Annotated in this window: 22 protein-coding genes; 12 read left to right on the forward strand and 10 right to left on the reverse strand. The window is 57.0% G+C overall.

Annotated features, from left to right (window positions below; genetic code table 11):
* Nucleotides 1-47: 47 nt before the first annotated feature.
* Together aat and infA are read left to right on the forward strand one after the other, a co-directional pair.
* The gene (aat, locus tag HEP82_RS03470) at nucleotides 48-764 is read left to right on the forward strand and encodes a leucyl/phenylalanyl-tRNA--protein transferase (protein WP_192456799.1); all 717 of its coding nucleotides are present in this window, start codon (nucleotides 48-50) and stop codon (nucleotides 762-764) included.
* 95 nt (nucleotides 765-859) lie between these two features.
* Nucleotides 860-1,078 (forward strand): translation initiation factor IF-1, encoded by a 219-nt coding sequence (infA, locus tag HEP82_RS03475; protein WP_002211347.1) that lies wholly within the window; start codon nucleotides 860-862, stop codon nucleotides 1,076-1,078.
* A 581-nt stretch (nucleotides 1,079-1,659) separates the two neighbouring features.
* Here infA and clpA read toward each other — a convergent pair.
* Both clpA and clpS read right to left on the reverse strand, forming a co-directional pair.
* On the reverse strand, nucleotides 1,660-3,939 hold the full coding sequence (gene clpA, locus HEP82_RS03480; RefSeq protein WP_015853959.1) for an ATP-dependent Clp protease ATP-binding subunit ClpA: 2,280 nt from the start codon (nucleotides 3,937-3,939) through the stop codon (nucleotides 1,660-1,662).
* Nucleotides 3,940-3,968: 29 nt separating this feature from the next.
* Nucleotides 3,969-4,289 (reverse strand): ATP-dependent Clp protease adapter ClpS, encoded by a 321-nt coding sequence (gene clpS / locus HEP82_RS03485; RefSeq protein ID WP_192456800.1) that lies wholly within the window; start codon nucleotides 4,287-4,289, stop codon nucleotides 3,969-3,971.
* A 346-nt stretch (nucleotides 4,290-4,635) separates the two neighbouring features.
* Between clpS and cspD the strand changes: the two genes are divergently transcribed.
* Nucleotides 4,636-4,857, forward strand: coding sequence for a cold shock-like protein CspD (gene cspD, locus HEP82_RS03490; protein WP_192456801.1), 222 nt, complete (start codon nucleotides 4,636-4,638; stop codon nucleotides 4,855-4,857).
* A gap of 200 nt (nucleotides 4,858-5,057) precedes the next feature.
* Here the strand turns inward: cspD and HEP82_RS03495 are convergent, their stop codons facing one another.
* Entirely contained in the window at nucleotides 5,058-6,719 is a 1,662-nt protein-coding gene (locus HEP82_RS03495) for an ATP-dependent endonuclease (protein WP_192456802.1), read from the reverse strand.
* Nucleotides 6,720-7,005: 286 nt separating this feature from the next.
* Here HEP82_RS03495 and hcp point away from each other — a divergent pair, with 286 nt between their 5' ends.
* The 3 genes from hcp to HEP82_RS03510 all read left to right on the forward strand — a co-directional run bounded on the left by hcp (nucleotide 7,006) and on the right by HEP82_RS03510 (nucleotide 11,335).
* Nucleotides 7,006-8,658, forward strand: a complete 1,653-nt coding sequence (hcp, locus tag HEP82_RS03500; RefSeq protein WP_192456803.1) for a hydroxylamine reductase — start codon at nucleotides 7,006-7,008, stop codon at nucleotides 8,656-8,658.
* Between the two features lie 57 nt (nucleotides 8,659-8,715).
* Entirely contained in the window at nucleotides 8,716-9,723 is a 1,008-nt protein-coding gene (hcr, locus tag HEP82_RS03505) for an NADH oxidoreductase (RefSeq protein ID WP_192456804.1), read from the forward strand.
* Nucleotides 9,724-9,859: 136 nt separating this feature from the next.
* Entirely contained in the window at nucleotides 9,860-11,335 is a 1,476-nt protein-coding gene (locus HEP82_RS03510) for a DUF2867 domain-containing protein (protein WP_192456805.1), read from the forward strand.
* A 38-nt stretch (nucleotides 11,336-11,373) separates the two neighbouring features.
* Here HEP82_RS03510 and HEP82_RS03515 read toward each other — a convergent pair whose 3' ends face one another.
* Nucleotides 11,374-12,210 carry an N-acetylmuramoyl-L-alanine amidase gene (locus tag HEP82_RS03515; RefSeq protein ID WP_269150409.1) on the reverse strand — a complete coding sequence of 279 codons (837 nt, stop codon included), beginning with the start codon at nucleotides 12,208-12,210 and terminating at the stop codon, nucleotides 11,374-11,376.
* Nucleotides 12,211-12,212: 2 nt separating this feature from the next.
* Nucleotides 12,213-12,539: a heavy metal-binding domain-containing protein gene (locus HEP82_RS03520; protein WP_192456862.1), complete on the reverse strand. Its 327-nt coding sequence runs from the start codon at nucleotides 12,537-12,539 to the stop codon at nucleotides 12,213-12,215.
* 480 nt (nucleotides 12,540-13,019) lie between these two features.
* Between HEP82_RS03520 and artP the strand changes: the two genes are divergently transcribed.
* The 6 genes from artP to HEP82_RS03550 all read left to right on the forward strand — a co-directional run bounded on the left by artP (nucleotide 13,020) and on the right by HEP82_RS03550 (nucleotide 18,215).
* On the forward strand, nucleotides 13,020-13,748 hold the full coding sequence (artP, locus tag HEP82_RS03525; protein WP_192456863.1) for an arginine ABC transporter ATP-binding protein ArtP: 729 nt from the start codon (nucleotides 13,020-13,022) through the stop codon (nucleotides 13,746-13,748).
* Between the two features lie 17 nt (nucleotides 13,749-13,765).
* Entirely contained in the window at nucleotides 13,766-14,497 is a 732-nt protein-coding gene (gene artJ / locus HEP82_RS03530) for an arginine ABC transporter substrate-binding protein (protein WP_192456806.1), read from the forward strand.
* A 10-nt stretch (nucleotides 14,498-14,507) separates the two neighbouring features.
* Nucleotides 14,508-15,224: an arginine ABC transporter permease ArtQ gene (gene artQ / locus HEP82_RS03535; RefSeq protein ID WP_192456807.1), complete on the forward strand. Its 717-nt coding sequence runs from the start codon at nucleotides 14,508-14,510 to the stop codon at nucleotides 15,222-15,224.
* The gene (gene artM / locus HEP82_RS03540; protein WP_192456808.1) at nucleotides 15,224-15,895 is read left to right on the forward strand and encodes an arginine ABC transporter permease ArtM; all 672 of its coding nucleotides are present in this window, start codon (nucleotides 15,224-15,226) and stop codon (nucleotides 15,893-15,895) included. The genes artQ and artM overlap by 1 nt, the downstream gene beginning before the upstream one ends.
* A 273-nt stretch (nucleotides 15,896-16,168) precedes the next feature.
* Complete coding sequence (artJ, locus tag HEP82_RS03545) at nucleotides 16,169-16,903, forward strand: arginine ABC transporter substrate-binding protein (RefSeq protein WP_192456809.1); 735 nt, start codon at nucleotides 16,169-16,171, stop codon at nucleotides 16,901-16,903.
* 133 nt (nucleotides 16,904-17,036) lie between these two features.
* Nucleotides 17,037-18,215 carry an MFS transporter gene (locus tag HEP82_RS03550; RefSeq protein ID WP_192456810.1) on the forward strand — a complete coding sequence of 393 codons (1,179 nt, stop codon included), beginning with the start codon at nucleotides 17,037-17,039 and terminating at the stop codon, nucleotides 18,213-18,215.
* On the opposite strand, the gene rlmC is transcribed toward HEP82_RS03550, so the two are convergent.
* From rlmC to potG, 5 genes are all read right to left on the reverse strand, one after another.
* Nucleotides 18,180-19,352, reverse strand: coding sequence for a 23S rRNA (uracil(747)-C(5))-methyltransferase RlmC (gene rlmC / locus HEP82_RS03555; RefSeq protein ID WP_192456811.1), 1,173 nt, complete (start codon nucleotides 19,350-19,352; stop codon nucleotides 18,180-18,182). The two genes, HEP82_RS03550 and rlmC, sit on opposite strands and share 36 nt — an antisense overlap.
* Nucleotides 19,353-19,418: 66 nt before the next feature.
* Entirely contained in the window at nucleotides 19,419-19,868 is a 450-nt protein-coding gene (locus tag HEP82_RS03560; RefSeq protein ID WP_192456864.1) for a YbjO family protein, read from the reverse strand.
* A gap of 105 nt (nucleotides 19,869-19,973) precedes the next feature.
* The gene (potI, locus tag HEP82_RS03565; RefSeq protein ID WP_015853975.1) at nucleotides 19,974-20,819 is read right to left on the reverse strand and encodes a putrescine ABC transporter permease PotI; all 846 of its coding nucleotides are present in this window, start codon (nucleotides 20,817-20,819) and stop codon (nucleotides 19,974-19,976) included.
* Nucleotides 20,816-21,775 (reverse strand): putrescine ABC transporter permease PotH, encoded by a 960-nt coding sequence (gene potH, locus HEP82_RS03570; RefSeq protein ID WP_192456812.1) that lies wholly within the window; start codon nucleotides 21,773-21,775, stop codon nucleotides 20,816-20,818. Before potH ends, potI begins: the two co-directional genes overlap by 4 nt.
* 16 nt (nucleotides 21,776-21,791) lie before the next feature.
* On the reverse strand, nucleotides 21,792-22,925 hold the full coding sequence (gene potG / locus HEP82_RS03575; RefSeq protein ID WP_192456813.1) for a putrescine ABC transporter ATP-binding subunit PotG: 1,134 nt from the start codon (nucleotides 22,923-22,925) through the stop codon (nucleotides 21,792-21,794).
* Nucleotides 22,926-22,962: the final 37 nt, after the last annotated feature.

Genomic DNA, 22,962 nt, shown 5'->3' on the forward strand with positions numbered 1-22,962 from the left:
ATCGTTCGGAACTCAATAGAGTCCGCAGGCTAAGTTCAGAGGTCAGTATGCTGTTGCGCGAGCTTTCCCCTTTTTCGTTGCGGTTTCCAGATCCTGAAACCGCGCTGCGCGAACCCAACGGCCTACTGGCCTACGGGGGCGATCTGTCGCCTGATCGCCTGCTCAGCGCTTATCGTCAGGGTATTTTCCCCTGGTACACGCCCGGCGACGCTATTCTGTGGTGGAGCCCCGATCCACGCGCCGTCCTGTTCCCGGAACAATTTCATTTAAGCCGCAGCATGAAGAAATTTATGCGACATACCCGTTATCGCGTCACGCTCAACCAGTCATTTACCGAGGTCATCACTGCCTGCGCCAACGAACGGGATGACGGCACCTGGATCAGCGACGATATCATTGAAGCCTATTTATATTTGCATCAATCCACACATGCTCACTCCGTCGAAGTCTGGGATGAAGGGCAATTAGTGGGTGGCCTGTACGGCATTGCGCAAGGTAGCTTGTTCTGCGGTGAGTCCATGTTCAGCCGCGCTGATAATGCCTCCAAATTTGCGTTGACGGCATTCCTGTACCACTTTGTAAGTTACGGCGGAGAGCTAATTGATTGTCAGGTGCTTAACCCCCATACCGCATCGCTGGGCGCAACAGAAATCCCCCGGCGTGATTTTCTATATCGGCTGGCGCAATACCGCACCCAGTCCCTCGGTAACGCTTGCTGGCAGCCTCAAACGCTGATCTTCCCCCCCGACACGCCATCCCGATAAATCGGCGGTGGGTGTTTACATGCCTTTACATGATGTGGGTTTTTCGGCATTATCTTGCCGGTTAAAAACTAAGGTAATTAAACCTAGAGGATTCGATGGCCAAAGAAGACAATATTGAAATGCAAGGCACCGTACTTGATACGCTGCCCAACACCATGTTCCGTGTTGAATTGGAAAACGGACACGTGGTTACCGCTCACATCTCCGGTAAAATGCGTAAAAACTATATCCGCATCCTGACGGGTGACAAAGTCACTGTGGAACTGACCCCGTACGACCTGAGTAAAGGCCGCATTGTCTTCCGTAGCCGCTAACAGGCTCGCCATCGTGTAACGCGATTTCACGAGGATGTCCCCCTCCGCAGCCCTTGCCTTCGGCGAGGGCGTTTCTTTTGGTCGATGTTTGCATCCGGCCCGTTGTTTTTTCGGTAAAAAGGATTTACCACGCTCAGGTAAATCGCTTTACCGCAGACTCATGACAACGACTGCACAGCACCATATAACACCGATAGCGTCTATCGTTCAGGGCAGCGGTGGTTTTTCCCTTTTCGGAGAGACGCCAATCAATTGAGTCGGATTACTGGGGCAATATCGCGTGAGCGGCAGCGACCCAGCATCCCAACGTTTAACTAGCATGCACGGGCTTCCCGCGGGAATATCCATACTGCAATAAGAGCCGGTTATATACCGCAAACGGCAGAAAACCACCGCGTCGGCTAGGTTCAATCCGGTGATGACCACATTCCCCAGATTGACATCAGCTCGGCGTCGCGGCTCTTCGATGGGAAGAGTCACGACACCCGGCGTTCATAGCCGGCAACGTTGATAGACTGGCAGTAAAAAAGGCATCCGCAGATGCCTTTTCACATAGGTATTTTTTGCCTGATGACGGAGACTCAGTGCACCGCCCCTTCCGGCCGAGTTTTGTGCGCGCTCAGAAAGCGATAAGTCAACATCTGGGCGGCATCGTCCAGTTCCACCTTGACGGAACCGCCATCCACCAGCGAACCAAACAGCAATTCGTTGGCCAACGGTTTTTTCAGGTTTTCCTGAATAACACGCGCCATAGGACGCGCGCCCATCGACTGATCATAGCCTTTGTCAGCCAGCCAGTTGCGCGCTTCTTCGCTCACTTCCAGCGAGACGCCCTTGGCATCCAGTTGCGCCTGCAATTCGACGATGAACTTGTCCACCACCTGTTGAATGACCTGCGGCGACAGATGGTTGAACCAGATAATGCCGTCAAGCCGGTTACGGAACTCCGGCGTGAAGACTTTCTTGATCTCCTCCATCGCATCGCTGCTGTTGTCCTGTTGGATCAGGCCAATGGATTTGCGTTGGGTCTCACGCACGCCGGCATTGGTGGTCATCACGACAATGACGTTGCGGAAATCCGCCTTGCGGCCGTTATTATCGGTCAGCGTACCGTTATCCATCACCTGCAACAGCAGATTGAAGACATCCGGATGCGCCTTCTCGATCTCATCCAGTAACAGCACCGAATGCGGGTGCTTGATGACCGCATCGGTCAGCAACCCACCCTGATCAAACCCGACGTATCCTGGAGGCGCACCGATCAGCCGGCTGACGGTATGACGCTCCATGTACTCAGACATATCAAAGCGCAGCAACTCAATATCCAGCGCTTTGGCCAGTTGCAGCGTTACTTCGGTTTTCCCGACCCCAGTTGGACCGGCGAACAGGAACGACCCCACCGGTTTACGTTCACTACCAAGCCCGGCACGACTCATCTTGATGGCTTCGGTCAGGGCTTCAATCGCCGTGTCCTGCCCGAATACCAACATTTTCAGCCGGTCGTTGAGATTCTTCAGTACATCGCGATCGCTGGCGGAGACGGTTTTTTCCGGGATGCGGGCAATACGCGCTACCACGGATTCGATATCCGCCACATTGACGGTTTTTTTGCGTTTGCTGGCCGGCATCAGACGGCAACGCGCACCCGCTTCATCAATCACGTCGATGGCTTTGTCCGGCAAATGGCGATCATTGATATATTTCACCGCCAGTTCAACTGCGGCACGAATCGCTTTAGCAGTATAGCGGACATCGTGATGGGCTTCGTACTTCGGTTTCAACCCATTGATGATCTGCACCGTTTCATCCACGCTGGGTTCGGTGATGTCGATTTTCTGGAAGCGCCGGGCCAGCGCGCGATCCTTCTCAAAGATATTGCTGAATTCCTGATAGGTAGTCGAACCTATCACCCGAATCTTACCGCTGGACAACAGCGGCTTGATCAGGTTGGCGGCATCTACCTGACCGCCCGAAGCGGCGCCCGCGCCGATGATGGTATGAATTTCATCGATGAACAGGATGCTGTTTTGATCCTGCTCCAGCTGCTTCAGCAGCGCCTTGAAGCGTTTTTCAAAATCGCCCCGGTACTTGGTGCCAGCCAGCAGCGAACCGATATCCAGCGAATAGATACTGCAGTTCGCCATGACTTCGGGTACGTCGCCCTGCACGATACGCCAGGCTAGCCCTTCGGCGATGGCGGTCTTCCCGACACCGGATTCCCCGACCAGCAATGGATTGTTCTTACGACGACGGCATAATACCTGGATGGTGCGTTCCAGCTCGCGATCGCGGCCAATCAGCGGATCGATGCCCCCTACCCGGGCAAGCTGGTTAAGGTTGGTGGTGAAGTTTTCCATACGTTCTTCGCCTCCGGCCTGCTCTTCGTTAACCGGGTTTTCCGCGCTGGCCGACGGCCCCCCGGATTCCGTTTTACGTGTACCGTGTGAAATGAAATTCACCACATCCAGTCGGCTGACGTCATGCTTGCGCAGCAGATAAGCCGCTTGCGACTCCTGCTCGCTGAAAATGGCGACCAGCACATTGGCGCCGGACACTTCGCTGCGCCCCGACGACTGAACATGGAACACCGCGCGCTGCAATACGCGCTGGAAACTCAGCGTTGGCTGGGTATCCCGCTCCGTGTCGCTTTGTGGCAGCGTCGGCGTAGTTTGTTCAATAAAGGTTTCCAACTCCTGGCGCAGCGCGGCCAAATCCACCGTACAGGCTTCCAGCGCCTCGCGTGCGGAGGGGTTACTGAGTAACGCCAGCAACAAGTGCTCCACGGTCATGAACTCATGCCGGTGCTCGCGCGCTCTGGCAAAAGCCATGTTGAGACTGAGTTCCAGTTCTTGATTGAGCATAGGCACCTCCCCCAATAAATTGCCTTGATTCAGGCCTTTTCCAGCGTACAGAGCAACGGATGCTCATTCTCTCTGGCGTAACGATTCACCTGCGCCACCTTGGTTTCAGCCACTTCCGCACTGTAAACACCACAGATGGCTTTACCTTGATAGTGAACCGTAAGCATCAGTTGCGTTGCACGTTCAATATCATAAGAAAAGAACTTTTGCAGGACGTCAATAACAAATTCCATTGGCGTGTAATCATCATTGTTTAGTATCACTTTATACATAGAAGGCGGCCGTAGCGCCTCTTCATGAAGATCTTTCGTCTGGCCTTCGACTTGCGGCCCTGTATTGTGATTTGCCATCTCTTAATCCGACCCGGTTCTTCATCTTCCGTCGACCGTCATCCGCGGTCACGCGCCTGATTTCATTGTATCATCGCCTGCAGAAGGTGTGTCCCGTAATTGCGTCGCCCGGTGCCTTCCCGCACGCCGCCGGCGGCATCTCTCATTAACGGCAACGAGTCACATCAATAGCGTTATCTGTATCAAATTTTCACAAACTTGCGACAACAGGCCCGGAAAGGGTGCTTGACGGCCAAAGTGATTTCACTAGAGTGTGAGGTTGGATTGTTGCTGTTTTAATCAATCCGGGGTTTCCTTAACCAATTAACCTCACCTTAGAGAATACTCTAGCGAAGGATGGAAATGCATGGAGACGGGTACTGTTAAATGGTTCAATAATGCCAAAGGCTTTGGCTTTATTTGTCCTGAAGGCGGCGGAGAAGATATCTTCGCTCACTATTCGACGATTCAGATGGATGGTTACAGGACACTAAAAGCCGGGCAAATAGTAAAATTCACCGTGCACCAGGGGCCTAAAGGAAATCATGCCAGTCTGATCGTGCCGGTGGTCGGCGAAACGGTCGCCTGAACTCACCCCACGCATTCTGATTTTCTTTTTTTAGTTCCTGATACCAGGTAAGAAAACAAACACCTGTGCCGGCCGCCAAGCGGTCGGCATTTTTCTTTAATCCCCCAGCGCATTGACCTCCTCTGTGGGGATACTGTGGCAGAACAACATTACCGCAACGTGTCGCCAGAAAAATAACACGGACGCCAGGCCGGTATAGTTCAGTCGGCTCGGCCGCGAGCCAACCACAAGACACGGGAGAATAGAGTGCGCAGAAGTTGAGGGATGGCCGCTTCGCTCTGTTCGGCGGCCGCCATCGCAACTTCAATCGCCAGATCAGGCTTGGACGTACGATGAATGGCTTTCGTAATGACTTTCGCCATCGATAACGGAACTGGCTCCGGCAGTTGCGCGATGCGGTGATAAACGCCGCTAAAACCGTTACGGTACATAAAGTGTTCCATATCCAACGCCGGCAGTATCGTCAGATGGTCGCGTTCGCTTTCTCCCTGCGCTTGCAGCAAGCTACGCACCGTAGCGGCGTACTTCTTCCCGGCGTCATCGCCATCCACCAACACATGCCATTCGATCCCCATGCGATACGCAAATTTCAGCAACGGTCGGAGGCCGACCTGCGCAAACTCGATGACCCGCACCCCCTCCGCCTCAAAATGATGGCCGCATTGCCGCGCCATTTCGCTGAGCATCCAGACCTCCGTTTCCCCCTCCACCAACAACCAGCAACGCGCAAACAACGACGCCGGGCGGTTGAAGCGGATATGGAAGGTGATACGGCGGCTGTCCTCCGGGCTCATCCCCTGACGCCCAATCCGATAGGGCGCAACCTTGGCCGACTCCCTCACCAGGCGGCACACCTGCTCCACCGGCACCAGCGACAACAATTCGCCCGAATTGGTGGTGGTGATTTTCTGCAATGGCAGTTGGTTCAGCAGCCCCCACGCCACTGACAGCATGATGGGATGCAGCCGGGTTTCCGGATCTTCAATCAACAATAAGGGACGGGAATGTGGATCGAGCGCGATGGAGCCTTTGGCCTGCAACAACGTCGAAAACAGCTCGAGCAGGATAATACGGCGACTACGACTGTTCGGCCCGGCAAACATCCGGTTGATCGTATCCAGCGAACGCCACGCCCTGCCGTTGCCGGCACGCGCATGACGATAATGGTACCGTTCGTTCGGCGCCGCCCCTTGTTCGGAGAAATAGTGTTCGACCAGTTGTCGCATGGCGACCATCCCCTGCCGCAGTTCATGGTCAGTCAGCCGGTTGGGATTCTGCGCCAGCTCGCGCATCAGGGTTTCAATCTGATGCGCGAGCCGTTCGTTGTTGTCGATGGCCGGCACCAGCGTACCGGGGCGAAAACGGCGAATAAACCGCGCATCCCGCAAGCGCAGCACCGGATGCAGACGAATGACCTCGCTGGCCAGCCAATCAATATTATCGAGCGGCAGAGCATGCCCCCCCGCATCCAGAAAGCTGCGCCAGGTAAAGATCGCCTGGCTTTCGTCCACTTCGCCTTCCAGACGATAGAAAATGCGGTGCAGTTTACTCTCCCCTTTGATCCAGACTGGAGAAAGAGAACGGTAACGCGGCGCCAGATGGTGGCCGGGAGCAGATTCGCAAAACGTGAAGATCACTTGCAGATGGCGTTCCCGGCTGGTTTCATCGCCGGGCGTAAAATGGAAATCCTGCAGGTCGAAATGATAGAGCGGCAACGACGGGGCCAGCAAAAGCGACAAAGCATCCAACAGGCTCGATTTGCCCCAGGCGTTTTCGCCAATCAGCACCGTGTTGTCATCCAACGTCAGCGACAAACGGTTGATCCCACGGAATCCCAGAATATCGATTCTTTCCAGATACATCCGCGCCCTCCTTTTGCATATGCCTTATGAGCATGACGACAAAACCACGACAGGGTCAAGCCCCCATCCCCGTATATGCCTGGATGCGCATGCAATGGCGCTATAACCGGGCAAATTTCAGCCAATCCACCGTTAGGGATATCAAATGCAAGTGATTGTCATCCGCGATGCAAAATTGCGCTATGTCAAACTTACTTAAAGTTGCATCAAAAAAACCTTTTTGGTCGCCGTCAACCGGACTACTTTATAAGTGGCATTTTAAATACAACTTTAAAAGGACGTCATCATGTACTGCGTGCAATGTGAACAGACCATCCGAACCCCTGCCGGCAACGGCTGCGCCTATGCGCAAGGCATGTGCGGCAAAACCGCCGAAACCTCCGACTTGCAGGATCTGCTGGTCGCCGTGCTGCAGGGGCTTTCCGCCTGGGCGCTGCAGGCCAGAGCGCAAGGCATTGTCGACCATGAGATCGACCATTTTACCCCACGTGCTTTCTTCGCCACGCTCACCAACGTTAACTTCGATTCCCAGCGCATCATCGGCTATGCCAAAGAAGCGATCGCCTTGCGTCATTCCCTGGCGACGCGCTGCCGCCTGCTGGACGCCTCGGTCAACGTCGATCACCCGATGGCCACGCTGGAACTGGCGGGCGACGATATCGTCGTTCTGCGTGAGCAGGCCGCCCAGTTCGCACTGAATCAGGATCAGGCCGCCATCGGCGATGATATCCACGGCCTGCGTATGCTGTGTCTCTATGGCTTGAAAGGCGCGGCGGCCTACATGGAACACGCCCATGTACTGGGGCAGTACGACGACGCGCTGTATGCGGAATTCCATGCCTTTATGGCCTGGCTCGGCACTCGTCCAAGCGATGTCGAAACCCTGCTGAATAATGCGCTGGCCATCGGCAAAATGAACTTCGGCGTCATGGCGATTCTGGATCACGGCGAAACCGACACTTACGGGCACCCACAACCGACGCAGGTCAATGTCCGTCCGGTCGCGGGCAAAGCCATCCTGATTTCCGGCCATGACCTGAAAGATCTGCGCATGCTACTGGAACAAACCCAGGGCACCGGCATCAATATTTATACCAATGGCGAAATGCTGCCGGCCCACGGCTATCCGGAACTGAAAAAATTCCCGCATCTGGTAGGGAACTACGGCAGCGGCTGGCAGAACCAGCAAACGGAATTCGCCAAATTCCCGGGGCCGATCGTGATGACCTCCAACTGCATCATCGACCCTAGCGTCGGCCAGTACACCGACCGCATCTGGACACGCAGCATCGTCGGCTGGCCGGGCGCGAAACATCTTGAGGGCGACGATTTCAGCGCGATCATCGCACAAGCGCAGCAGTTGCCCGGCTTCCCCTACAGCGAAATCGAGCACCTGATCACCGTCGGCTTCGGTCGTCAGACGCTGCTCAGTGCCGCCGATACCGTGATCGATCTGGTCGCACAAAAAAAACTGCGCCATGTCTTCTTGATCGGTGGCTGCGACGGCAGCCGTACGGAACGCAGCTACTACACCGATTTCGCCCGCAGCGTACCGAACGACTGCCTGATCATGACGCTGGCCTGCGGCAAGTACCGCTTCAACAAACTGGATTTCGGTACGCTGGAAGGCTTACCACGTCTGCTGGATGTGGGTCAGTGCAACGATGCTTACTCCGCCATCATGCTGGCGGTGAATCTGGCGGAAAAACTGGGTTGCGGCGTTAATGATCTGCCGTTGAGTCTGGTGCTGTCTTGGTTCGAACAGAAAGCGATCGTCATCCTGCTGACACTGCTGGCGCTGGGCGTGAAGAACATCTACACCGGCCCGACCGCCCCCGCCTTCCTGACGCCGAATCTGCTGGCCATTTTGAACGAGAAGTTCGGCATGCGCCCCATCACCACGGTGGAACAGGATCTGGACGCCATTCTGACCGCCTGACGGCCGTCGCCCAGCGGCCCATCAGCAGGCCGTTGGGCAGAATCAAGGAGAATAGACATGACCATGCCTACGCCATCGTGTCCCAACCGTATGCAGGTACACAGCATCCATCAGGAAACGCCGGATGTCTGGACGCTGTCGCTGATAAGCCACGATTTTTACCCCTGGCAACCCGGCCAGTACGCGCTGGTCAGCATCGACGGCAGCGCCGATACCCTGCGCGCCTATACCCTGTCCTCCTCACCGGGATTGAGTCGCTTTATTACACTGACAGTGCGCCGACTGGAGAACGGGCTCGGCTCCACCTGGCTGACGCAACAGGTTAAACCGGGCGATTACCTCTGGCTTTCCGATGCCCAGGGTGAATTCACCTGCCACCGAGCGGTCAGCGATCGTTACCTGATGCTGGCGGCGGGATGCGGCGTCACCCCGATCATGGCCATGACGCGCTGGCTGCTGGCGATGCAACCGGAAGTCGATGTTCAAGTGATGTTCAACGTGCGGGATCCGCAGCAGGTGATCTTTGCCGATGAGTGGCGCTCGCTGAGCCAACGCTATCCTCAGCAGTTGCGCTTGACGCTAATGGCTGAACAGGACGCCGCCGTCGGTTTTCTCAGCGGCCGGCTGACGGAAACCGTGTTGCAACAACAAGTACCGGATATCGCCCGTCGTACCGTCATGACCTGTGGGCCGCACCCCTATATGAAACTGGCGCAAGCCTTGAGCCTACAATTAGGCGTCAGCCCGGATCGGTTCTTTAAAGAGCAATTCGGCGCAGAGCCGGCGGAAAACATTGACGACGACAACACGCTCACCATGACGATCCGCAATCCGCTGCGGCAGGTGAAAGTACCGGTGGGCGTCAGCCTGCTAACGGCGCTGGAAAGCCACAACCAGCCGGTCAATGCCGCCTGCCGCGCCGGCGTCTGCGGCAGTTGCAAAACCCGGATACTGCACGGGCAGTACACCACCACCAGCACCATGACGCTGACCTCGGAAGAGGTGGCGCAAGGTTATGTGTTGGCCTGCAGCTGTCAGTTGCAGGGCGATATCGTTCTGGCATAACCGTCTGTATCCACGTCAGCGATACCGTCCGCCGCGGCACCTGTCTGCCGCGGCGTAAATCGGTTGCGCACGACAACCATCTCATCCAATATGGTCATGCTTTTCAGGTTGTCCGCTCAGGCAGGAGCAGAGCATCATGGCCCACATCCATCCCAGCCCCGTGCTGATTCTCGGCGCCAGCAGCTATATTGGCCGTCACTTGACCGCCTGGCTAAGCCGGCAGGGGCAGCCGGTCATCGCGGCTTCGTCCCACCCCGAACGCCTGTCCGCTCTGGCGCTCCCTGGGGTTCGCAACGAATATCTCGATCTGATGAAACCCCACACCTTACCGGAAGGGCTATGGCAGGCGGAGACCCTCTATTACCTGTTCCACAATATGGAAGACGGGCCGGATTTCGTCGATCGCGAACGTCAGTCAGCGCAAAACCTGCGCCACATACTACGCACCAGCCATGTCCGGCAGATTATCTGTCTCGGCACCGTCTCCTCATCACCGCCGTTGTTATCCGAATACGCCCACGCCCGTCAGCAAACCGGCGATATTTTACGCAACTGCGGCATTCCCGTGACGGAAATACGCATCGGCCCCATCATCGGCCCCGGCTCCGTCGCGTTTGAAGTGATACGCAGTGCGGTCGAGCATCTGCCCATACTCATGCCGCCGCACTGGACACGCACGAAGTCATCCCCCATCGCGCTGGACAACCTGCTGCACTACCTGGATGAAATCCGGCACCATCCCACAACCGAACACCGTGTGCTGGAAGCGGCCGGGCCGGAACTCGTGAGCTATATCAGCCTGTTACGGCGCTTTATCCGTCTGGCGGGCAAACGCCGATGGGTCATCCCGCTGCCGCTGTCTCTCAATGCGCTGTCCCGTTGTTTCCTCCAGGCCGTCACTTCGCTGCCGCGTCCGTTTATCCACGCCTTAATCGCCAGCCAGCAACAGGATATCGTGATGACTGACAATAGTTTGCAACGGCTGATACCCCAACGCCTGCAAACCGTTGACGACGCCATCGCCGCCGCGCTCAACAGCACAATCGACGAAATGAGCCACCCAGACTGGGGATTCGACGCCACTGCCCGCGCACGCTGGCGCCCTGGGTTTGCTTTTTATCCCAAACGGGTCGGGTTTAGTCAGAAAACCGTCGCCAGCAGCAAAGCGCTCTGGCATGTGACGCAGCGAGTAGGCGGCGCGGACGGCTACTTTTACGCCAACCGGTTATGGCGGATACGCGCACGGATCGACGATCTGTGCGGCAATAAAGTGGTGTATGGCCGGCCTGCGCGTAATGCGTTACGCACCGGCGATAACATCAACGGCTGGAGGGCGCTCGCCGTACAACCGCCTCATAGCCTGAACTTGCTGTTCGGGATGAAAGCGCCCGGGCTGGGACGGTTGACCTTCACCATCGACGAACGAGGTGCCTACCGCATCGTCGGCATCCACGCCTGGTGGCATCCTGACGGGTGGAAAGGCCTGCTGTACTGGTACCTGATGACCCCGGCCCATGTGTTCATTTTTCGCGGCATGACCCAACGGATTGCGCAGTTGGCGGAAGAGGCGGAATTGCCAGACCCTTACAACAGCTTGCCCGGCGATAACTAAATGCGGCTCTCGGGAATCGCTAAACGCGGCCGTCGGGATCAGCGCGATGCGCCGTACTTCTCCAGCAATGCATCAACCATGGCGTCGGTTTCCGCATCCGGTTGCCCGTCGGCCCGCTGTGGGCGAAAGTGCATCTGAAACGCGGCGATGACCCGTTGTTGCTGGCGAGCGCTCATCCCTTCCGTCACCTCATACCCGTAACGCCCTAGCTTTTCCAGCAGCGTCCGGCTGTCTACTGCCGCATACGGCGCTCTGCCTTGCAGATAGAACGTCACCCGCGCCGGGTCAGGCCAGGCGCCGATACCTTGTTCCGCCAGCGCCCGCCAGGGAAACAAGGGGCCGGGATCGGTTTTGCGTTGCGGCGCGATATCGCTGTGCGCCACCACATTCGGCGGCGCAATGGCGTAACGACGAATGATATCGCGCGCCAAATCCGCCACCAGTGCGATCTGTGACGCGGGATAGGGCGTCCACTCAGCCCCGGAGGCGGTATCCCGCGGGCCCGGGTTTTCCAGCTCGATCCCAATCGAAACCTGATTCAGATGGCTGTAGCCGCGCCAATGGCTGACGCCGGCATGCCAGGCAGACTGCGACTCCGGCACCAACTGCCATGCCATCGGCTTGCTGTGGTACAGGGGCGGGACGGCGGGGATCAGGTAATGGGCGCTCACTTCATCTTCCGTCAGCACCTGTAACGACTGAGGAAACGTGCCGACTGTGTAATGGATCACCAGAAACTGCACTCGTGACGAGTGTGAACGCGCCTTCACCGCCCGTTCCAGCACATAGCGCCCTTCATCAGTTCGGGAATCCGACATCTGGCAACCGGACAGCATCGTCAACAACAGTGCTGCCGTTATCAGGCGCCGCATCATGTTCACCGACGGCTTACCCTCACAGCGGTTCCGCTGACGGACACCATCAGCATGCTGCCGTTTTTACCCACGGTTTCGTAGTCGATATCGATACCGACAATCGCATTCGCACCCAGCTCCAGCGCCTGCTGTTCCATTTCCTGCATCGCGATTTCCCGCGCCCGGCGCAGTTCATGCTCATAAGCGCCGGCACGGCCGCCGACGATATCCCGCAGCCCAGCCAACAGGTCACGGAAAATGTTCGCCCCCAGAATCGTCTCGCCGGTCACGACACCGCAATAGGCATCGATGGCATACCCTTCCAGCGTCGGGGTGGTGGTTAACTGCATCATGCTCGCTCCCTTTCCTGTGTCGTTAAAGCCGCCGGCTTCACTGTCAGCCGGGAAGGCCATATTCCGCCTTATCGCAGGCGTCAGCCCGGCACACTTTCTCACACCAAGGCGGCGGATGGACAGCGTTTACCGGAAAAACAAGGGCGACAAGAGCCGGGTCAACATTTCGTGTTATGCAGGGAAACCTGTTCACGGCGAGGAAGTGCAGGAGGTGGCGTTGGACGGGTGCGGCCCAGCGGGTCGGCCGGCTGGGCACAGAGGATGAAACACGGCGGCAAGGCAGAACACCGCGACGAAAGGCGCGCCGCATCAGGGCGGATACGATGTTGAACGATATCCGCTTTCACCATGCCGCACAATTTTGTGCTGGTAGATCAACAAAAAGTCGTGTAATTGCAATTTTTGGGCCGGGGCGATTGCAGAAGTATCCTGCCGACGCTACCATCTGCGGCATCAATGTCTATTCAATTCTTACGCATGAGTATTCAACTAACCGGCATTAACTGTTTTTATGGTGCACATCAGGCGCTGTCTGACATCACTCTTGATTGTCCTTCCGGGGAAACCCTGGTGTTACTGGGCCCCAGCGGCGCAGGGAAAAGCTCGCTGCTGAGGGTGCTTAACCTGCTGGAGATGCCGCGTTCCGGTACGCTGGCGATTGACGGCACCCAATTTGATTTCCGCGACGCCCCCGGCGAAGACGCTATTCGCCAGTTGCGCCGCCATGTCGGCATGGTGTTTCAGCAATACAATTTATGGCCCCACCTCACCGTGCAGCAAAATCTGGTGGAAGCACCCTGCCGGGTGTTGGGGTTAACTCGCCAGGACGCCGACGCCCGCGCCGAAAAATTGCTGACCCGTCTGCGTCTGAACGACTTCGCCGACCGTTATCCGCTGCACCTGTCCGGTGGTCAGCAACAGCGCGTAGCGATTGCTCGCGCCCTGATGATGGAACCCAACGTACTGCTGTTCGATGAACCGACCGCCGCGTTGGATCCGGAAATCACCGCCCAGGTGGTGAGCATCATTCAGGAATTGAGCGAAACCGGCATCACGCAGGTTATCGTGACCCATGAAGTGGATTTTGCACGCAAAACCGCCAGCCGTGTGGTGTACATGGAAAATGGCCGTATCGTGGAACAGGGCGACGCCTCGCACTTCACTCAGCCCCAGACACCCGAATTCGCTGGCTATCTGTCTCATTGACATTATCAGGAATAATCATGAAAAAAATCATCCTCGCGGCCCTGCTGGCCGGATTAAGCGTTTCCGCCTCCGCCACAGACACGCTTCGTTTCGCGACCGAAGCGTCCTACCCGCCGTTTGAATCCGTGGACGCCAGCAACCAGATCGTCGGTTTCGACATCGACCTGGCCAATGCACTGTGTAAACAGATTCAGGCCACCTGTACGTTCAGCAACCAGGCGTTTGACAGCCTGATCCCCGGCCTCAAATTCCGTCGTTTCGATGCAGTCATCGCCGGCATGGATATCACCCCGGAACGCCAGCAGCAGGTTTCTTTCACCCAGCCTTACTATGAAAACTCGGCGATGTTCATCGCCCAGAAAGAAAAGATTGCGAATGTCGCCGCCCTGAGTGGTAAGCGTGTCGGGGTTCAGAACGGCACCACGCATCAAAAATTCTTGCTGGATAAACATAAAGACATCACGGTCGTGCCTTATGACAGCTACCAGAACGCCGTGTTGGATCTGAAAAACGGACGCCTGGACGCCGTGTTTGGCGACACAGCGGTCGTCAACGAATGGTTGAAACAGAACCAGGGCCTGGCCGCCATTGGCGACAAAGTCGCGGATAAAGATTACTTCGGTATTGGCCTGGGCATCGCGGTGCGCCAGAACAACGACGAACTGGTGAAAAAATTCAACGCCGCGCTGAACACAATCAAGCAGGATGGTACTTATCAGGCCATCTATAAGAAATGGTTCCAGCAATAATCCGACGCTAATGATTGAACTTCAACCTCTTGCAAGCGCCGCCGGGATGACCGTCGGCCTTGCCGTTTGCGCCCTGGTGCTGGGGCTGGCGCTGGCCATGCTGTTCGCCCTGTGGGAAACCGCCCGTTGGAAAACGGTTGCGGCCTGCGGCACGGCACTGGTCACACTGTTACGCGGCCTGCCGGAAATTCTGGTGGTGTTGTTTATCTACTTCGGCTCCTCCCAGCTGCTGCTGACGCTGGCGGATGGCTTTACCCTCAATCTGGGCGTAGCGCAGTTTCCAGTGAAGCTGAATATCGATAACTTCGAGGTCAGCCCGTTCCTGTGCGGGGTTATCGCATTGGCGTTACTGTATGCGGCATATGCTTCTCAGACCCTGCGCGGCGCGCTCAAGGCCGTTCCTCGCGGGCAGTGGGAATCCGGCCAGGCGCTGGGCATGAGCAAAAGCGTGATATTTCGGCGTCTGATCATGCCGCAAATGTGGCGCCATGCCCTGCCGGGCCTCGGCAATCAGTGGCTGGTACTGCTCAAGGATACCGCGCTGGTGTCGCTGATCAGCGTTAACGATCTGATGCTGCAAACCAAAAGCATCGCCACCCGCACGCAGGAACCCTTTACCTGGTACATGATCGCGGCGGCTATCTATCTGGCGATCACCCTGCTGAGTCAGGCGATCCTACAGCGCATCGAAACCCGCGCTACGCGCTTTGAACGGAGGCCGTCTTGATGCTCGGCTACATCCCCGAATTGCTCAAAGGGCTGCATACCAGCCTGTTGCTAACCATCGCCTCATTGCTGGTTGCGCTGGTGCTATCGCTGGCGCTGACCGTGATTCTGACGCTGAAGACGCCGCTGCTCTCATCGCTGGCCAAGATCTATATCACGCTGTTCACCGGTACGCCGCTGCTGGTGCAGATCTTTCTGATTTACTATGGCCCCGGTCAGTTTGAGTCCATCCGCCAGATCCCCTGGCTGTGGAGCCTGCTGTCCCAGCCCTGGCTGTGCGCCGTCAGCGCGCTGGCGCTCAACAGCGCCGCCTACACCACCCAGCTGTTCTACGGTGCGGTACGCGCCATTCCAGCCGGGCAGTGGCAATCCTGCGCGGCGCTCGGCATGAACCGACGCGACACACTGCATATCTTACTGCCGTTCGCCTTCAAGCGCGCGCTCTCCTCCTACTCCAACGAAGTGGTGCTGGTGTTCAAAGGTACCTCGCTGGCGTATACCATCACGCTGATGGAGGTCATGGGCCACGGGCAACTGCTGTATGGGCGGACGTATGATGTACTGGTGTTCGGCGCCGCCGGTATCGTCTATCTGTGCGTCAATGGCCTGCTGACGCTGTTGATGCGTCTTCTCGAACGTCGCGCACTGGCTTTCGAACAACGTAGCGCCTGAACATATCGACGCCCTGCCGCCAGGGCGTCGTTGCGCCTGCCGGCATTAACATAACATTCACCCATGGTGAAATATTATTCAACCGCCCATCCCACTGCCCTCTTGACCTTAATATCTCATTGTAAAATATAAACATTATTTCAATACCACCAAGCCCATAGGATATTATTGAATTTTTAATCATAATATTTGCATATGTATTTTATTGATGGCATGGTGTTTCCACTGGCGACACGCCGTAATACGAATGTACAAAAACAGATTGGAGTGATCATGAAAAAAATCGTCCTTGCCACCCTGCTGGCGGGTTTCACCCTGAGCGCCACCGCTGCCGAGACGGTACGTTTCGCGGCTTCCGCCACCTACCCGCCGTTCGAATCCCTGGACGCCAGCAACCAGATCGTCGGCTTCGATATCGATCTGGCTAATGCGCTGTGCAAACAGATGCAGGCCACTTGTAGCTTCACCAATCAGGCGTTCGATAGTCTGATCCCGGCGCTGAAATTCCGCCGCTACGACGCCGTGATCTCCGGCATGGACATCACCCCTGAACGCAGTAAACAAGTCGCGTTTACCCAGCCTTACTACGCCAACTCCGCCATCGTGATCGCGCAAAAAGGCAAGTATCACTCGCTGGCGGATCTGAAAGGTAAACGTATCGGTATGGAAAACGGCACCACTCACCAGAAATACCTGCAGGATAAACATCCGGAAGTGAAGACCGTGCCTTACGACAGCTACCAGAATGCGCTGATCGACCTGAAAAATGGCCGGCTTGACGGCGTATTCGGCGATACCGCCGTCGTCAATGAATGGCTGAAGACCAGCCCGGATTTGGCCACCGTCGGCGAAAAAGTGACGGATGAAGCCTATTTCGGTATCGGTCTCGGTATTGCGGTACGGCCGGATAACCAGGCGCTGCTGGAAAAACTGAATAACGCACTGGCCGCCATCAAGACCAACGGCACCTACAAAGCCATCAACGACAAGTGGTTCCCGCAGCAATAACCCTCAGAGCCCGCCGCCCGGACAGGTGCCGCGGGCTCACCGGCAACATCGCCTGACACCTGACGCGCAACCTGCTAGGCTCTGCACGTTGCATCACTGGCTGCACCACAATCCACCGAACCGGGCGCACATTATGTTTCCACTCTTATCGACCCTAAACCGCATTCCGAAAGGGGTATGGGTGTTGGGCGGCGTCAGCCTGCTGATGGATATCTCCTCCGAGATGATTCACAGCCTGTTGCCGTTGTTTATGACATCGACGCTGGGCGCCAGCGTCATGCTGATCGGTCTGGTGGAGGGGTTGGCGGAAGCCACCGCGCTCATCGTCAGGGTATTTTCCGGCGTACTTAGCGACTATCTCGGCAAACGTAAAGGGCTGGCGTTACTAGGGTATGGGCTGGGCGCGTTCAGCAAACCGTTGTTCGCACTGGCGCCATCCATCGGAATGGTACTCGGCGCCCGCCTGTTGGACCGCATCGGTAAAGGGATCCGCAGTGCCCCTCGGGACGCGCTGGTGGCGGATATTACGCCATCGGACATTCGCGGCGCAGCCTTTGGTCTGCGCCAATCGCTGGATACCTTCGGCGCTTTCGCCGGGCCGCTGATCGCCGTCGGTCTGATGCTGCTGTGGCACAATGATTTTCGGGCCATTTTTTGGGTCGCCGCGCTCCCCGGTCTGTTGTCCATCACCCTGCTGTTTTTTGGTCTGAACGAGCCGGAACCCAGCCGCGTCGCACCGCGCACCAATCCGATCCGTCGCGATAACCTCAAGCGCCTCGGCGCTGGTTATTGGTGGGTAGTCGGCGCCGGCGCCATTTTCACCCTCGCCCGCTTCAGCGAGGCGTTTCTGGTACTGCGGGCACAGCAATTAAACATTCCTTTGCCGCTGATTCCGTTGGTCATGGTGGCGATGAACCTGGTCTACTCCTGCTCGGCGTACCCCTTCGGTAAACTGGCGGATCGCGTATCCCACCGTGCGCTGCTGCAAACCGGGCTGGTGGTGCTGATTCTGGCGGATATCGTGCTGGCATGCAGCACACATGGGTTCGGCTTGCTGTTGGGTGTGGCACTGTGGGGCATGCATATGGGGATGACGCAGGGATTGCTGGCGGCCATGATCGCCGACGAAGCGCCGGCTGACCTGCGTGGTACCGCCTACGGCATGTTCAATCTGATAAGCGGCATCGCCTTGCTGTTGGCCAGTACGATCGCCGGCGTACTGTGGAGCTACTGGGGCGCCGCCGCGACTTTTCTGGTCGGTGCGGCATTCTGCGCGCTAACGCTGTTGGGGATGAAAAAACTCCCCCGGTAGGCTGGCCGTCGATGACCGTTGCAATAACGCCAGCACTTCGTAATGAGCGGTATGGGGAAACATATCGAATAATTGTACCTTCACCGCCCGATACGCCGGCAGACGCGCCATATCCTGCGCCATGGTTTCCGCGTTACAACTGGAATAAAGCAAGTAGGGTGGCGCCATGCGCGCCAGATACTGGCACAATTCAGCGCCAATCCCCCGACGAGGCGGATTGACGATCACCAAATCGGGCGTCCGACTTTCGCCGACGGCGAAACGGGTAGAGTCCAGCGCCGCAAAGCTCACCTGCGATAGCCCCAGTTGCTCTGCCGAGCGACGCGCACAGCTGATAGCTTGCGCGCTGATTTCAATGCCGGTCAGCGCCCGTTCCTGACGGGCGCAATGCAACCCGAATCCCCCTACCCCGCAGAACAAATCCCACAAGCTGTCGATCGGCAACCCCGCCACCCACGCACGGGCGGCGGCATACAACCGGGCAGCAACCTGAGGATTGGTCTGGAAAAAGCTCTGCGGCCGGATGTACAGCGGCACCTGATTAAACCGTTCCTCTAGCGCCTGCTGTTCCGTCAACGGGATCTCTTGCTCGCCCTCCATGATGGCCTGATGTACCGGCTGAATATTGGCGGAGATCACCGCCAACTGCGGCAATTGCTGCAGCAACCAGGGCAAGGCGGCGCGCAGTTGGGCCAGTTTGGCTTCAGATCGCAATACAAAGCGCAGCATGAAACGGCCGCTCAGGGTGCTTTGCGTCAACAGCAGATACTTCAGTTCACCGCGGCGGCGCGTCACGTTATAGGGCGTCAGCCCGGCCCGGGCGATAAAAGGCTTCAGCACCGCGAATACCGGCGCAAAATCTTGCGGATAGAGGGGACAATCGCACAGATCGATCGGCGTACCATCGCGGCGCAGCATCCCCAGTAGCGGCCGCTCCACACTGCCGCTCACCACCATCTTGGCCTTATTGCGAAATGCGCTTTCCGCCGATGCCTCCGGCGGCAGCCACTGCGACACCGGATGGCCCGTCAGCAATCCACACAGGTGTTGCTGCTTATCAGCTAACTGCTGCGTGTAGTCTTTCTCCAGCCACTGGCAGGAGCGGCAGGTTCCGTCGTTATAGCGGGTACATTGCATGGGAAGGCTGAAATCTGTCGTCAATACACAAAAGGGGGCTGATTGTACCACCAGCAGACAGGAAAGTTAGGACGGCTGGGCAAAAAAACGCTGACTGCGCCGGGGAACAAACAGCAACAAGATCAGTAACGCATCAGGTAGTTGTTGTAGCAGAAGGTTGTTGAGTATTTCGCCGGTCGTCCCACCGCCGATATGAAATACGGGCGGTAAAAAGTCGACCATGGACGCCATTAACATATACACCGTCACCAAACATTCCGCCGCCAGAAAGCACCAGCGCCCCCAGTTGATGCCGGAAAGCACGGCAAACCCGCAACGAATTTCCAGGCTGACGATCACCAATGCCCCCAACAACACCAGCGTGGTATCCCATTCTCTGGCGCTGTTGCTTAGCCAGTCGACAAATTCGCTGACACCCAGTTCTCCCACCATCAGCAGGATCCTCAAACAGCGGGTAGTGATAATCGCAATTCCCGCCACCATCACCGCCACCGGCGCGAACGCGCTACGCCGCATTATCGCTTTTTTACCGTATAGAATGGTGTGTTTCTCCTGAAACAATAACGCCACCTAAGTATGGTGGCGCTATCGGAAAAAAGGCAAACAAAACAGAAAAATGCGTTAGTTATGCACCGCGCGTCGTAAATCCCGCAGCCGCTGTTTTTCCGCCCGCGCCATAAACCACCATGCGATCAGCCCGATAACGCCGACGACCAGCAAAATCAACGACGCCAGGGCGTTGATCTGCGGATTGACCCCCATGCGCACGCTGGAAAACACCAGCATCGGCAGCGTCGTCGCACCCGGCCCGGACACAAAACTGGCAATCACCAGATCGTCCAGCGACAACGTGAACGCCAGCAACCAGCCGGAAATCAGCGCCGGCGCAATCATCGGCACCGTGATGATGAAAAACACTTTCAGCGGCGTCGCACCAAGATCCATCGCTGCTTCCTCGATCGAATGATCCAGTTCACGCAGACGCGCACTGATCACCACCGTGACATAGGCCGAGCAGAAGGTTACATGCGCCAGCCAGATGGTGAACATGCCGCGTTCCGCCGGCCAGCCAATGGCGTGCCCCAACGCGACAAACAGCAGCAGCAGCGACAGGCCGGTGATCACATCCGGCATCACCAGCGGCGCAGTCAGCATAAAGGCAAAGCCGGTAGAACCGCGAAAATTACCGAATCGCACCATCACCACCGCCGCCAATGTACCGATCACCACCGCCATCGTCGCCGAGGCGGCGGCGATAGTCAGGCTGAGCGCTACGGCGCTTATCATCGCCGAGTCTTCAAACAGCGCGCTGTACCACTGGGTCGACCAGCCCGCCCATACCGTCACCAGGCGCGAGCTGTTGAACGAGTAGACAACCAACATCAGCATCGGCGCGTACAGGAAGGTAAATCCCAGCACCAGAATCAGAATGCGCCACGGCGAACGCACTACCGGTAAATTGTTCACTCCTGATCCTCCGCCGCTTTGTTCTGATACTTGTGGAACCAAATGATGGGCACAATCAGCAGGATCAGCATCACCATCGCTACCGCTGAGGCCACAGGCCAATCGCGGTTGTTAAAGAACTCCTGCCACAGGATGCGACCGATCATGATGGTGTCCGGGCCGCCGAGCAATTCAGGGATCACGTATTCCCCTACCGTTGGGATAAACACCAGCATGGAACCGGCGATAATGCCGCCTTTGGTAAGCGGCACAATCACGCTGAAGAACGTGCGTACCGGACGTGCGCCGAGATCAAGCGACGCCTCCACCAGCGAGTAATCCAGCCGAGTCAGCGCGGTATAAATCGGCAGCACCATAAACGGCAGATAGGAATACACCACCCCGATATACACCGCCAGATTGGTATGCAGAATGGTCAGCGGCTGGTCGATGACGCCCAGCCAGATCAGAAAATTGTTCAGAATACCGTTGTCTTTAAGGATCCCCATCCAGGCATAGACGCGGATCAGGAACGAAGTCCAGGACGGCAGGATCACCAACAACAGCAGAATATTGCGGGTGGATGACCGACTGTGCGCCACCGCCCAGGCCATCGGGTAGCCCACCAACAAACAGCACAGCGTGGAAACCGCCGCGACTTTCAACGATTGCAGGTAAGCGTCGATATACAGCGGGTCAGACAACAATTGCAGATAGTTGCCGATATTGAGGCTTATTTGCAGGCGGTCTTCCGCCCACTCCATCAGGTTTGTGTACGGCGGTACGGTACGCGCCATTTCCGCAAAACTGATTTTGAAGACAATCAGAAACGGCAGCATGAACAGGCACAGCAGCCACAGATACGGTAGCGCGATCACCAGTTTACGGCCATGAGCCAGCCGCAGCCGGGCCAGCATAGCGCGCAACGGACTCATACTCTGTCCCGGCGGTTCGCGGTGTTCAGATAGCATTGTCATGACGTTTCCCCGTCCGTTACACCGTCAGCACGACGCAGCTGTCCGCATCCCAGCACAAACGCACTTCGTCACCCCAAGTGGGCGAGCCTTTGCGGAAACGGTCGGCGTTCTGCAACTGGGCGCTGATGATCTGCCCGCTGCTGAGCCTGACGTGATAAATCGAGAGGTCGCCCAGATAGGCGATATGCACCACTTCGCCGACGGCGAAGTTGAACCCCTCCGCCGGCACTTCTTCGCACAACATGATTTTTTCCGGACGCAGCGCGACATACACCGGCACGCCATCCACGATGGATACATCGGAATTCACTTTTAACGGGTGAACCAGCCCCGAACTTTGCAGGATCAACGCATCGTCCTGGCGTTCGGTCAGCATGCCTTCAAACATGTTCACCGAGCCGATGAACTCGGCACTGAAACGCGATGTCGGATTCTCGTAGATCTCTTCCGGTTCGCCGATCTGTACGAACTTGCCACGGTTCATGATGGCGATGCGGCCCGCCATGGTCATGGCCTCTTCCTGATCGTGAGTCACCATGACGCAAGTCACGCCCACACGTTCAAGAATATCCACCACTTCCAACTGCATGCGGTCGCGCAGTTTTTTATCCAGCGCCCCCATCGGTTCATCCAGCAACAGCAATTTCGGACGTTTCGCCAGACTGCGCGCCAGCGCCACACGCTGACGCTGGCCGCCGGAAAGTTGGTGCGGCTTGCGCCCTGCATACTCTTGCATGTGCACCAGCGTCAGCATCTCCTCGACGCGGTCACGGATTTCGCCGCGCGACAGTTTGTCCTGCTTCAGGCCAAATGCGATGTTTTTTTCCACCGTCATATGCGGGAACAGCGCGTAGGATTGAAACATCATGTTGATGGGGCGCTGATACGGCGGCACCAAGGAAAGATCCTGCCCATCGAGCACAATCTGACCGTGGGTGGGGTGTTCAAACCCGGCCAGCATACGCAGTAACGTGGATTTACCACATCCCGAGGCGCCCAGCAGCGCAAAAATCTCGCCTTTGTAAATGGTCAGGCTGACATCATCAACCGCAAGTTGTCCGTCGTAGGATTTGGTCAGGTTACGCACTTCCAGCAACGGGGTAGTCACTTTCTGGAGTTTGGGCTGAGGGCGGGGAATCGCTTCGTTCACTAATATTGCTCTCCGGCGGAAGCAGAACAAAATCGCA

Source organism: Musicola keenii, from assembly GCF_014855505.1.
Taxonomy (GTDB): Bacteria; Pseudomonadota; Gammaproteobacteria; order Enterobacterales; family Enterobacteriaceae; genus Musicola; species Musicola paradisiaca.

Coding starts and splice junctions, on each gene's coding strand:
- aat (WP_192456799.1), top strand. CDS start 48: ATGCTGTTGCGCGAGCTTTCCCCTTTTTCGTTGCGGTTTCCAGATCCT.
- infA (WP_002211347.1), top strand. CDS start 860: ATGGCCAAAGAAGACAATATTGAAATGCAAGGCACCGTACTTGATACG.
- clpA (WP_015853959.1), bottom strand. CDS start 3,939: ATGCTCAATCAAGAACTGGAACTCAGTCTCAACATGGCTTTTGCCAGA.
- clpS (WP_192456800.1), bottom strand. CDS start 4,289: ATGGCAAATCACAATACAGGGCCGCAAGTCGAAGGCCAGACGAAAGAT.
- cspD (WP_192456801.1), top strand. CDS start 4,636: ATGGAGACGGGTACTGTTAAATGGTTCAATAATGCCAAAGGCTTTGGC.
- HEP82_RS03495 (WP_192456802.1), bottom strand. CDS start 6,719: ATGTATCTGGAAAGAATCGATATTCTGGGATTCCGTGGGATCAACCGT.
- hcp (WP_192456803.1), top strand. CDS start 7,006: ATGTACTGCGTGCAATGTGAACAGACCATCCGAACCCCTGCCGGCAAC.
- hcr (WP_192456804.1), top strand. CDS start 8,716: ATGACCATGCCTACGCCATCGTGTCCCAACCGTATGCAGGTACACAGC.
- HEP82_RS03510 (WP_192456805.1), top strand. CDS start 9,860: ATGGCCCACATCCATCCCAGCCCCGTGCTGATTCTCGGCGCCAGCAGC.
- HEP82_RS03515 (WP_269150409.1), bottom strand. CDS start 12,210: ATGATGCGGCGCCTGATAACGGCAGCACTGTTGTTGACGATGCTGTCC.
- HEP82_RS03520 (WP_192456862.1), bottom strand. CDS start 12,539: ATGCAGTTAACCACCACCCCGACGCTGGAAGGGTATGCCATCGATGCC.
- artP (WP_192456863.1), top strand. CDS start 13,020: ATGAGTATTCAACTAACCGGCATTAACTGTTTTTATGGTGCACATCAG.
- artJ (WP_192456806.1), top strand. CDS start 13,766: ATGAAAAAAATCATCCTCGCGGCCCTGCTGGCCGGATTAAGCGTTTCC.
- artQ (WP_192456807.1), top strand. CDS start 14,508: ATGATTGAACTTCAACCTCTTGCAAGCGCCGCCGGGATGACCGTCGGC.
- artM (WP_192456808.1), top strand. CDS start 15,224: ATGCTCGGCTACATCCCCGAATTGCTCAAAGGGCTGCATACCAGCCTG.
- artJ (WP_192456809.1), top strand. CDS start 16,169: ATGAAAAAAATCGTCCTTGCCACCCTGCTGGCGGGTTTCACCCTGAGC.
- HEP82_RS03550 (WP_192456810.1), top strand. CDS start 17,037: ATGTTTCCACTCTTATCGACCCTAAACCGCATTCCGAAAGGGGTATGG.
- rlmC (WP_192456811.1), bottom strand. CDS start 19,352: ATGCAATGTACCCGCTATAACGACGGAACCTGCCGCTCCTGCCAGTGG.
- HEP82_RS03560 (WP_192456864.1), bottom strand. CDS start 19,868: ATGCGGCGTAGCGCGTTCGCGCCGGTGGCGGTGATGGTGGCGGGAATT.
- potH (WP_192456812.1), bottom strand. CDS start 21,775: ATGACAATGCTATCTGAACACCGCGAACCGCCGGGACAGAGTATGAGT.